Origin of the sequence: Streptomyces sp. NPDC002870 (genome assembly GCF_042888505.1) — a bacterium.
In the GTDB taxonomy this organism is placed as follows: domain Bacteria; phylum Actinomycetota; class Actinomycetes; order Streptomycetales; family Streptomycetaceae; genus Streptomyces.
In genome coordinates this window covers 47,521-58,153 of record NZ_JBIAPW010000003.1, presented here as the reverse complement: position 1 = coordinate 58,153, position 10,633 = coordinate 47,521, and the positions used below count along the sequence as shown (strand labels likewise).

The window sequence follows — 10,633 nt, the reverse complement described above, 5'->3', positions numbered from 1 at the left end:
GCGGGACGTTCGGTGAACTGAGCCGCGACGTTCCGTGGACTGTGTCGGCGGCGTTCGGCGGGCTGCGCCGGCGGCAAGGGCGGCCGTGCGCGCGGACGTCGGCGGCGTTCGGCGGGCTACCTCGGCGGCGCGGGCGGCCGTGCGCGCGCCGAGCCTGACGGTGCCGCCGGGGATGCCTGACCCGACGGGCCTTCCGATGGCGCCCCCGTCGGAGACGCCGAAGACGCCCGCCCCGCCGGGGTGCCGAGCAGGGATGCGGCCGTCGTGTGCTCCGCGTCGCGGTCCGCTCCCCGGCCGGCCGCCGCGGAGAGGCGGATGAGCCGCACCTCGCAGTGGTCGAGCCAGCGTGCCTCGGCCTCCGTCTGGAAGATCAGCTGTTCCAGCACGAGCAGCCAGGCCACGTCGTCGCGTTCCTGCGAGCCCCCGTTCTCGATCGCGGCCAGCGCCTGCGCCTTGAGACGGGTGTAGTCCTGCATCGCCTTCACCGTGTGGTGGCGCTGGGACTGGATGACGGCACGGATGTCGACGCCGGGCGCACCCACCGCCATCGCGAGCTTGATCGCCAGCTCGTCACGTGGCGGGCTGCTGCGGTCCACAGGCGTCGCGAACCAGCTCTTCAGCTCGGTGCGCCCGGCATCGGTGATGACGTACAGCGCATGGCCCGCGTCGTCCTCGCCGCCCTGGGCGACCATGCCGTCGCGCTCCAGGCGGTTGAGGGTCGTATAGACCTGACCGACGTTGAGGGGCCAGGTGGCTCCGGTGCGCGACTCGAACTCCGTACGGAGCTGAGAGCCGTAGCGAGGGCCGTGCTCGAGGAGGGCAAGGAGCCCGTGGCGGATGGACATACTCGGTATATATACCGGGTATGGCGACCACCGCCAACCATCGAGAGGCGGAGTCTGTGAGTCCATCCTGAGGAGGACGAGAAGATCAACGACGCCGGAGCCGTACCCCCAGGAAGCCGATTCCGAGCCCCATGAGCGCCATCCCGACCCCCAGTGACAGCGGGCTGATCTGGTGCGCGACGGGCTCGGGGACGGCCTGAGGTTCCTGGTCACGTGCGGCGGCGGGTGGCGTCGGGCTCGGCGAGAGCGCCGGGAAATCCTCGGCTTCCTCCCGCTCTTCCCGCTCCTCCTGTTCCTCCGTCTCGAGTGCCTCGTCCTCCCCTGGAGGGGGCTCCGACTCGGAGGATCGCGATGCCGAATCAGACGCAGAATCCGACTCGGACTCGGAATCCGACTCGGACTCGGACTCGGAATCCGACTCGGACCGTGCGGCGGACGGCTCACCGTTCGGGGGGTCCTCACTGTCGGGGCTCTCGGACTCGTCCGGGCTCTGCGACCGGGGAGTCCGTCCGGGTCGCTGCCGCCCCTCCCCGGCCTGCCGCCCCGCGAGGGAAGCGGAGGCCGAAGCTGCCGGCGTGGCGGAACGCGCGGCCAAACGCGTGTCGGTCCGGGTGCGGTCGGGGGTCTCGGACTCCTCGGACTCCTCGGCGTACGCAAGCGGCGTCGCCAGCAGCAGGAGCGAGGCGGCCGCGACCGCGCACCGTGTGCGGAGCATTGGAGTCACGGCGTGACCCCCTCCCGTGCCGAGTCGCCGAGATGTCATGGATATCGGACTCAGCGTCACATGCCGTGACACTTCCGGCATCCCGGGGAGGGCAATAGGAGGAGAGCGGGGGAAACGGCAGGCGGGAAACGGCAAACGGGAAACGGGAACGGCCCGGCACGCGATGCGCGTGCCGGGCCGGTCCCGTGGATTCGATGCGGCTCGGGTTATCCGGACTTGCCCGTGGAGATCTTCAGCTCGAACTCCTGGTTCTGCATCACCACGGGCTGACCCTGGCTGGGGTACTGCTCGACCACGGCGTCCTTGGGGTACTGAGGGTTGTCCACCTCGATCACCTTCCAGGTCCACCCGGCGGACCGCAGGCACTCCTTCACCGACAGCAGGTCCTTGTAGAGGAGGTCCGGGGCCTGCACCTTCGCCGGGTCCGTGCCGTCCTCAGTGGCGTCAGAGCACTTCGTCTTTTCGATCGTCCGGGTGCGGTCCGGAGCCAGTCCCGCCGAGTCCGCAGACTCGCTCGAGCTCGGGTCGCCGCCCGCGTTGTCCCCGCCCCCCGAGCCCTTGTTCAGCGCGATCGCCGCGATCAGGCCGCCGACCGCCAGCAGCGCCACCACTATCGCGCCCACGATGACCGGCATGTTCCGCTTGCCGCCACCGCCGCCGCTGCCGCCCGAAACCCCCTGCTGGGGCGTGAGGTTGTACGGCGGCGGCGTCGACGCCATCGGCCCAGGAGTGTGGTAGGCGGGAGGGGCCGGCGTCTGCGGGTAGCCGTACTGCGGCGTCGGAGCGGGAGCCGGCGTGTGAGCCTGCACGGGCGCCGGCGTCGGCGGTCCGTACGGACCGGGCTGGTACGGAGTCTGCACGTTCTGCGGCGCCGGAGTCGACTGATCCAGCGGCGGGAACACCGCGGAACCCACCCCCGCGCCGCTCGTGGCCGGAGCACCGCCGATGATCACCGGCGCCCCCGTCTGCCCGGCGCTCGCCACCCGCGCGCACTCGTCGCGCATCGTGGCCGCGCTCGGAAAGCGCTCGTTCGGGTTCTTCTTCAGCGCCCGCGCGACCAGCGCGTCCATCGCCGGGGTGACGGAGCGGTTGATCGTGGACGGCGCGACCGGCTCCTCCTGCACATGCGCGTATGCGATCGCCAGCGGCGAGTCCGCGTCGAACGGGAGCCGCCCGGTCAGCAGCTGGAACAGCATGATGCCGACGGAGTACAGGTCGGAGCGCGCGTCGACGCCGCGCCCCAGCGCCTGCTCGGGCGACAGATACTGCGGAGTGCCGACCACCATGCCGGTCTGCGTCATCGAGGTGACGCCCGACTGCATGGCGCGCGCGATGCCGAAGTCCATCACCTTGACGATGCCCCGCTTGGTCATCATCACGTTGCCGGGCTTGATGTCCCGGTGTACCAGGCCCATTTCATGGCTGGTCTCCAGCGCGGCCAGCACATCGGCCGTCACCTTCAGCGCCTTGTCGGCCGGCATCGCGCCGTATTGCTGAATGTCCGTCTGCAGTACGGATCCGAGCGGCTGGCCCTCGACGTACTCCATGACGATGTACGGCATCAGCGAGCCGTCGAGCTCGTCCTCGCCGGTGTCGAAGACCGAGACGATATTGGTGTGCGACAGCTTGGCGACCGCCTGCGCCTCGCGCCGGAACCGTTCGCGGAAGGACTGCTCCCGGCCCAGTTCCGTGTGGAGCGTCTTGATGGCGACCTGGCGGTCGAGTGCCGAGTCGTACGCCAGATACACGGAGGCCATGCCGCCTTCACCGAGCAGGTCGCGGAGCTGATACCGGCCGCCCGCTACGGAACCACCCGCATAGCGGCCCTGTGCGCCGTCCTGGCTCATGACTGTGCATCCCCCTCGGCGCGCAGGCTCGATGGCCCGCGATGATCCCGTTGCGCTGTGATCCGCATTCCGTGATGGATCCGTATGACGTGATCCGTATTACGGGGCAAGTCTGCCCGAGGGGTCCGGGACGTCAAGCCAGGTGCCCGTTCCGTGACCGTACGCACTGGAAGCGTCTCGGAAGCGTTACCGGAAAAGCATGGAATTTGCACGGCCGCACGGGCAGCGGGTTTGATGACCGGTCCACATCGAAAGAGGCGACTCGCGCGAAGGCTGTAGCGTGACGTGGCAGAGCACCCCGAGGACCACAGCGAAACCCGCACGCACAGTGCGCACGCGGACAGATACGACGGCGAGGACTGATGGCACCGGAACCCGAAGCAGGCGGCGGCGGACTGCCGGATGCGGCGGACTGGGGCATCGGCGGACTGGTCGGCGACGGCCGCTACCGCCTGACGCACCGTCTTGGACGTGGCGGCATGGCCGAGGTGTTCGCGGCGGAGGACGTACGGCTCGGCCGCACGGTCGCCGTCAAGCTGCTCCGTTCCGACCTCGCAGAGGACCCGGTCTCCAAGGCCCGCTTCACGCGCGAGGCGCAGTCGGTCGCCGGCCTCAACCACCATGCCGTGGTCGCGGTCTACGACTCCGGCGAGGACGTGGTGGGCGGGCAGACCGTCCCGTACATCGTGATGGAGCTGGTCGAGGGGCGCACCATCCGCGATCTGCTGGTCCAGGCGGAGGCCCCGCCGCCCGAGCAGGCGCTGATCATCGTCTCCGGTGTGCTTGAGGCGCTCGCCTACTCGCACCAGCACGGCATCGTGCACCGCGACATCAAGCCCGCGAACGTCATCATCACCAACTCCGGTGCGGTGAAGGTGATGGACTTCGGCATCGCGCGCGCCCTGCACGGCGCGCAGTCGACGATGACTCAGACCGGCATGGTCATGGGCACGCCTCAGTACCTCTCCCCCGAGCAGGCGCTGGGCAAGGCCGTCGACCACCGCTCCGATCTGTACGCCACGGGCTGTCTGCTCTACGAACTCCTCGCCCTGCGGCCCCCGTTCACCGGCGAGACGCCGCTCTCGGTGGTCTACCAGCATGTCCAGGACATCCCCCTGCCGCCCTCCGAGGTCTCGGACGCGGTGCCGCCGGAGCTCGACGGCCTGGTGATGCGCTCGCTCGCGAAGGACCCGGACGACCGGTTCCAGAGCGCGGAGGAGATGCGCGGTCTGGTGCAGTACGGGCTGCAGATGCTTCAGCAGCAGGGCAGCCACACCGGCACCTGGAGCACCGGTCCCGTCGAGACGCACGACGGCGGGTTCACCCCGGCGATGGGTACGACCGGGCCGACCGCGACGCACCACCCCGTGCACGGCGATACCTCGCAGAGCCCGATCCTGCCGCCGATGAACCCGAACGACGGGGGATACGACGGCGGTCACCGGGGCGGGCGGAACGGCGACGGCAAGGGCCGCGGCCGCGGAAAGATGTGGCTGTTCGCCGTGTTCGCGGTGATCGCCATCGCGGCGGGCATCGCCTTCGCGCTGGACAAGGCGGGGACCACCGGCAACAAACCGAACGACAAAACCACGATCTCCGAGACCCCGTCGACGCCGGACGCCTCGCCGACGCCGACCGATGAGGAGACGGATCAGAGCGAGGAGCCGGACCCCACGGGCGACGATCAGGAGCCGTCCTGGACGCCGTCCGACACTCCCTCGTTCACGCCGAGCGATCCGCAGACGCCCACGGACGACCCGACCACGGCCGACCCGACGGATCCGACCGGCGAGCCGACGGACGAGCCGACCACGGCCGATCCCACCGGGCCGACCGACGAACCGACGGCGTCGACCGGCAATCCGGGCGACCCGGGAGACAACAACGGCTGACGGGCCCCGCGACGGTCTCATTCCGAGAAGGCCCCACCCCGCGAAGGCCTCACTCCGCGAAGGCCTCACCCCGCGAAGGCCTCACCCCGCGAAGGCCTCGCACACCGCCTCGTACTCCCTCGTCCACCACACCGCCAGGGCCGACGCCGCAGGAAACTGCGGGTCGGCCCTTCGGTCGTGCAGCTGGTAACGCCAGCGCAGGATCCAGAAGTCGTTGAGCCGCTCCCACCACACCCGGTGCACCGCCGCCGCCAGCTCCGACTCGTCCGCGCCCGCCGCCCGCCGGTAGGCCTGTGCGTACGCCCGTACCTTCGTCAGCTCCAGCTCCCCGGCGGGCTGGACGAAGAAGATCGCCGCTGCCCGTACCGCCTCCTCCGCGCGCGGGTGCACCCCCAGCCGGTCCCAGTCGACGATCGCGGCCGGCTCCGCGCCCCGGTAGAGCAGATTCAGCGGGTGGAAGTCGCCGTGCACCCAGCAGCCCGCGGAGGCCGGCGGCGGTCTGCGGTCGGCATGGCGCTCCAGCAGCGCGCGCCGTTCGAGCAGCCGGTGCTCGGCGAGGCCGTCGAAGGCGTCCCGGGGCCGCGCACTGCGCGCCAGCCCCAGCAGTTCGTCGATGAGGGCGAAGGTCTCCTCGGGGTCGGCGCTCTCGTACTCCCGGGACGCTGTGGCGTCCACCGCCATGACCCGCTCCAGACAGGTGTGTACGAGGCCGAGGAGTGAGCCGAGCCGCCGCGACTGGAGGGTGGACAGCTGCGCTCCGTCGCGGTGCCGTCCGTCGACCCAGGGATGCAGGGCGTAACACCGCCCGCCGATGACGACGACCGTGTCGCCGTTCGCGTCCTCGACGGGCGGCGCGACCGGCACGCCGAGCGCCTGGAGTCGCTGGGTGGCCCGGTGCTGGCGGGCGATGGCCTCGTGGTCGCCGTCGAGATGGTGCTTGAGGAAGTACGCGCCACGGGTGGTGGCGAGCCGGTAGCCGCGGTTGAGGAGCCCCTGCGTGACGGGCTCGCAGGAGACGGGTTCGCCCGGGTCGGAGTAGCGGCGCAGCAGCGCATCGACAGGTGGGGCAGTTACAGATGAGCGCGGCACTCGCCAGATGCTAGATCACGCAGCGTGGCCGAGCGGCAGCTCTTGCAGATAATGCCAACGTGTGCATAGGAACGAACCGGGGCGAGATGCGCATATGGACCGACAGGCCACCACTGGATCGGCAGACCTCGACGGCGCTGCTGTTCGATGGCCGAGAGCAGCCCATGGTCGCTACGCCCGACGACTTCGTCGTCATCGAGCAGAAATAGGCTGATTTTTCCCTCTCCAGGCAAGAAGACGGTCTCGCACATCTACTCTTCCCGTGTCCGGGGTGCCCGGTATAACGTGCCGGTGTTCCGGCGGCCTGCAAGGCTGTGACCAGTGGTTGTTCCCGAATTTCTCGATTTACTTGGAAATCCAAGCAAAATCGCAGGTCAAATGGGGTTTCGCAGTAATGCTTCCCACTGGGTAACGTGCCATTGGCGGCACTCGCCGGGGCACCTGTCACGCCTGATTCCGGCCGAGTGGCACCCCACCCCGTGCACGGGTACGGGAATCAGGCGAGCCGCACTGGCCGACCGGCGAACCCGGGGGCCGGACCGACGGAGGAGCACGCACGTGACCGTGGAGAGCACTGCCGCGCGCAAACCGCGACGCAGCAGCAAGCGCGTCAGCGCCGCGAAGAAGCCGCAGAGTTCCGACCCCCAGCTCGTACAGCTGCTGACGCCCGAGGGAGAGCGCGTCGAGCACCCGGACTACGAGATCGACCTGACCCCCGACGAGCTGCGCGGGCTGTACCGGGACATGGTCCTGACCCGCCGCTTCGACGCCGAGGCCACCGCTCTTCAGCGGCAGGGCGAACTGGGACTGTGGGCGTCGCTGCTGGGCCAGGAGGCCGCACAGATCGGGTCGGGCCGCGCGCTGCGCGACGACGACTACGTCTTCCCGACCTACCGCGAGCACGGCGTCGCCTGGTGCCGCGGGGTCGACCCGACCAATCTGCTCGGCATGTTCCGCGGTGTGAACCACGGCGGCTGGGACCCGAACACCAACAACTTCCACCTGTACACGATCGTCATCGGCTCGCAGACGCTGCACGCCACCGGCTACGCGATGGGCGTGGCCAAGGACGGTGCCGACTCCGCCGTGATCGCGTACTTCGGCGACGGCGCGTCCAGCCAGGGCGATGTCGCCGAATCGTTCACCTTCTCCGCGGTCTACAACGCCCCGGTCGTCTTCTTCTGCCAGAACAACCAGTGGGCGATCTCCGAGCCGACCGAGAAGCAGACCCGCGTGCCGCTCTACCAGCGCGCCCAGGGCTTCGGCTTCCCCGGCGTCCGCGTCGACGGCAATGACGTGCTCGCCTGCCTGGCCGTGACCCGCTCCGCGCTGGAGCGGGCCCGTCGCGGCGAGGGCCCGACGCTGATCGAGGCGTTCACCTACCGGATGGGCGCGCACACCACCTCGGACGACCCGACCAAGTACCGGGCCGATGAGGAGCGTCAGGCCTGGGAGGCCAAGGACCCGATCCTGCGCCTCCGCACGTACCTGGAGCAGGCCGGCCTCGCCGACGAGGCGTTCTTCACGTCCCTGGACGAGGAGAGCGAGACGCTCGGCAAGCGGGTGCGTGAGGCCGTACGGGCCATGCCCGACCCCGACCACCTGGCGATCTTCGAGAATGTCTACGCCGACGGGCACGCGCTCGTCGACGAGGAGCGCGCCCAGTTCATCGCGTACCAGGCGTCCTTCGCCGAGGAGGGCAACTAACCATGGCTGTACAGAAGCTCCCCATCGCGAAGGCACTCAACGAGTCGCTGCGCAAGGCGCTCGAGACCGACCCCAAGGTCCTGATCATGGGTGAGGACGTCGGCAAGCTCGGCGGCGTCTTCCGCGTGACGGACGGACTGCAGAAGGACTTCGGCGAGGACCGGGTCGTCGACACGCCGCTCGCCGAGTCGGGCATCGTCGGCACGGCGATCGGTCTCGCGCTGCGCGGCTACCGGCCCGTCGTGGAGATCCAGTTCGACGGTTTCGTCTTCCCCGCGTACGACCAGATCGTCACGCAGCTCGCGAAGATGCACGCCCGCTCGCTCGGCAAGATCAAGATGCCGGTCGTCATCCGCATTCCCTACGGTGGCGGCATCGGCGCGGTCGAGCACCACAGCGAGTCCCCCGAGGCGCTCTTCGCGCACGTCGCGGGCCTCAAGGTGATCTCGCCGTCCAACTCCTCCGACGCGTACTGGATGCTCCAGCAGGCGATCCAGAGCGACGACCCGGTCATTTTCTTCGAGCCGAAGCGGCGCTACTGGGACAAGGGCGAGGTCGATGTCGACGCCATCCCCGGTCCGCTGCACAAGGCCCGCGTCGTCCAGACCGGATCGGACATCACGCTCGCCGCGTACGGGCCGATGGTGAAGGTCTGCGTCGAGGCGGCGGCCGCCGCCGCAGAGGAGGGCAAGTCGGTGGAGGTCATCGACCTGCGCTCGATGTCCCCGATCGACTTCGACACCATCGAGACGTCGGCGGAGAAGACAGGCCGGCTGGTCGTGGTGCACGAGGCCCCGGTCTTCTACGGTTCCGGTGCGGAGATCGCCGCCCGGATCACCGAGCGGTGCTTCTACAAACTGGAGGCCCCGGTGCTGAGGGTCGGCGGCTTCCACGCGCCGTACCCGCCGGCCAGGCTCGAGGAGGAGTACCTTCCGGGTCTTGACCGGGTGCTGGACGCCGTCGACCGCTCGCTCGCGTACTGAGGAGTGCCGTGACCATGACTGACACTTCCACTCGCTTCCGTGAGTTCAAGATGCCCGATGTGGGCGAGGGACTGACCGAGGCCGAGATCCTCAAGTGGTACGTCCAGCCCGGTGACGCGGTGACGGACGGCCAGGTCGTGTGCGAGGTCGAGACGGCGAAGGCGGCCGTCGAGCTGCCGATTCCGTACGACGGCGTGGTGCACGAGCTGCGCTTCGAGGAGGGCACGACCGTCGACGTCGGCACGTCGATCATCACGATCGACGTGGCGCCGGGCAGCGGTGACGTGCCGGCCGCGCCCGTGGCCCAGACGTCGGCCGCGCCCGTCGCTCCCGCCGTCGAGGAGGCCGAGCCGAAGGGCCGCCAGCCCGTCCTCGTCGGCTACGGCGTCGCCGAGACCTCCACCAAGCGCCGCCCCCGCAAGGGGACGGCGGGGGTGCCGGAGCAGGCCGCCGCGGCAGCCGCCGTCCAGGCCGAGATGAACGGCCACAACGGCGCGGCCACGGCGCCCGTGGCCCGCCCGCTCGCCAAACCGCCGGTCCGCAAGCTCGCCAAGGACCTGGGCATCGACCTGGCGACGGTCACCCCGACCGGCCCTGACGGCGTCATCACCCGGGAGGACGTCCACGCGGCGGCCGCACCGGCGACGGCGCCCGCGGTCTCGCCCGTGGCCGCCCCTGTCGCGCCGCAGCCCGTCGCGGCGCAGCCCGTGGCCGAGGCCCCGGCGGCTGTCGCGGCCGGTGCGCGCGAGACCCGTATCCCCATCAAGGGCGTACGGAAGGTCACCGCGGCGGCGATGGTCGGCAGCGCCTTCACCGCGCCGCACGTCACGGAGTTCATCACGCTCGACGTGACGCGGACGATGAAGCTCGTCGAGGAGCTCAAGGCCGACAAGGACATGGCGGGGCTGCGGGTCAATCCGCTGCTGCTGATCGCCAAGGCGCTGCTGGTCGCGATCAAGCGCAACCCGCAGGTCAACGCCGCCTGGGACGAGGCCAATCAGGAGATCGTGCTGAAGGAGTACGTCAACCTGGGCATCGCGGCCGCCACCCCGCGCGGACTGATCGTCCCGAACATCAAGGACGCGCACGCCAAGACGTTGCCTGAACTGGCCGCGGCCCTGGGCGAGTTGGTCTCCACGGCACGCGAGGGCAAGACGACCCCGGCGGCGATGCAGGGCGGCACGGTGACCATCACCAACGTCGGCGTCTTCGGCGTCGACACCGGTACGCCGATCCTCAACCCCGGCGAGTCCGCGATCCTCGCGGTCGGCGCGATCAAGCTCCAGCCGTGGGTCCACAAGGGCAAGGTCAAGCCGCGCCAGGTCACCACGCTCGCGCTCTCCTTCGACCACCGGCTGGTCGACGGCGAGCTCGGCTCCAAGGTACTCGCGGATGTCGCGGCGATCCTGGAGCAGCCCAAGCGGCTGATCACCTGGGCCTGACCGGCTCGAGGCCGGCCTTGCTCGCCACCGGCCTTACGTCAGCCGCCCCGTTCCGCACTGCGGAACGGGGCGGCTGACGTCACGGCGTGTACGGCGTGGGCTGA

9 protein-coding genes are annotated in these 10,633 nt (G+C 69.9%); 5 read left to right on the top strand and 4 right to left on the bottom strand.

Annotated features, from left to right (window positions below; translation table 11 throughout):
- Positions 1-116: 116 nt before the first annotated feature.
- The 3 genes from ACFYWY_RS04825 to ACFYWY_RS04815 all read right to left on the bottom strand — a co-directional run bounded on the left by ACFYWY_RS04825 (position 117) and on the right by ACFYWY_RS04815 (position 3,416).
- Positions 117-845, bottom strand: a complete 729-nt coding sequence (locus ACFYWY_RS04825) for a PadR family transcriptional regulator (RefSeq protein ID WP_389179756.1) — start codon at positions 843-845, stop codon at positions 117-119.
- Positions 846-930: 85 nt separating this feature from the next.
- On the bottom strand, positions 931-1,560 hold the full coding sequence (locus ACFYWY_RS04820) for a hypothetical protein (protein WP_389179753.1): 630 nt from the start codon (positions 1,558-1,560) through the stop codon (positions 931-933).
- A gap of 215 nt (positions 1,561-1,775) precedes the next feature.
- Positions 1,776-3,416, bottom strand: a complete 1,641-nt coding sequence (locus tag ACFYWY_RS04815; protein WP_389179750.1) for a protein kinase — start codon at positions 3,414-3,416, stop codon at positions 1,776-1,778.
- 362 nt (positions 3,417-3,778) lie between these two features.
- Between ACFYWY_RS04815 and ACFYWY_RS04810 the strand changes: the two genes are divergently transcribed.
- Positions 3,779-5,308, top strand: a complete 1,530-nt coding sequence (locus tag ACFYWY_RS04810; RefSeq protein ID WP_389179747.1) for a protein kinase — start codon at positions 3,779-3,781, stop codon at positions 5,306-5,308.
- A gap of 81 nt (positions 5,309-5,389) precedes the next feature.
- Here the strand turns inward: ACFYWY_RS04810 and ACFYWY_RS04805 are convergent, their stop codons facing one another.
- Positions 5,390-6,397, bottom strand: a complete 1,008-nt coding sequence (locus ACFYWY_RS04805; protein ID WP_389179744.1) for a phosphotransferase — start codon at positions 6,395-6,397, stop codon at positions 5,390-5,392.
- Positions 6,398-6,456: 59 nt separating this feature from the next.
- On the opposite strand from ACFYWY_RS04805, the gene ACFYWY_RS04800 reads away from it, so the two are divergent.
- The 4 genes from ACFYWY_RS04800 to ACFYWY_RS04785 all read left to right on the top strand — a co-directional run bounded on the left by ACFYWY_RS04800 (position 6,457) and on the right by ACFYWY_RS04785 (position 10,529).
- Positions 6,457-6,606, top strand: a complete 150-nt coding sequence (locus ACFYWY_RS04800) for a hypothetical protein (RefSeq protein WP_389179741.1) — start codon at positions 6,457-6,459, stop codon at positions 6,604-6,606.
- A gap of 349 nt (positions 6,607-6,955) precedes the next feature.
- Positions 6,956-8,104 (top strand): pyruvate dehydrogenase (acetyl-transferring) E1 component subunit alpha, encoded by a 1,149-nt coding sequence (gene pdhA / locus ACFYWY_RS04795; RefSeq protein WP_389179738.1) that lies wholly within the window; start codon positions 6,956-6,958, stop codon positions 8,102-8,104.
- A gap of 2 nt (positions 8,105-8,106) precedes the next feature.
- On the top strand, positions 8,107-9,087 hold the full coding sequence (locus ACFYWY_RS04790) for an alpha-ketoacid dehydrogenase subunit beta (protein ID WP_389179735.1): 981 nt from the start codon (positions 8,107-8,109) through the stop codon (positions 9,085-9,087).
- A gap of 14 nt (positions 9,088-9,101) precedes the next feature.
- The gene (locus ACFYWY_RS04785) at positions 9,102-10,529 is read left to right on the top strand and encodes a dihydrolipoamide acetyltransferase family protein (RefSeq protein WP_389179732.1); all 1,428 of its coding nucleotides are present in this window, start codon (positions 9,102-9,104) and stop codon (positions 10,527-10,529) included.
- Positions 10,530-10,633 lie beyond the last annotated feature (104 nt).

Bases quoted from the DNA above. Each gene is read 5' to 3' on its own strand.
- ACFYWY_RS04825 (WP_389179756.1), bottom strand. From the start codon at position 845: ATGTCCATCCGCCACGGGCTCCTTGCCCTCCTCGAGCACGGCCCTCGC.
- ACFYWY_RS04820 (WP_389179753.1), bottom strand. From the start codon at position 1,560: ATGCTCCGCACACGGTGCGCGGTCGCGGCCGCCTCGCTCCTGCTGCTG.
- ACFYWY_RS04815 (WP_389179750.1), bottom strand. From the start codon at position 3,416: ATGAGCCAGGACGGCGCACAGGGCCGCTATGCGGGTGGTTCCGTAGCG.
- ACFYWY_RS04810 (WP_389179747.1), top strand. From the start codon at position 3,779: ATGGCACCGGAACCCGAAGCAGGCGGCGGCGGACTGCCGGATGCGGCG.
- ACFYWY_RS04790 (WP_389179735.1), top strand. From the start codon at position 8,107: ATGGCTGTACAGAAGCTCCCCATCGCGAAGGCACTCAACGAGTCGCTG.
- ACFYWY_RS04785 (WP_389179732.1), top strand. From the start codon at position 9,102: ATGACTGACACTTCCACTCGCTTCCGTGAGTTCAAGATGCCCGATGTG.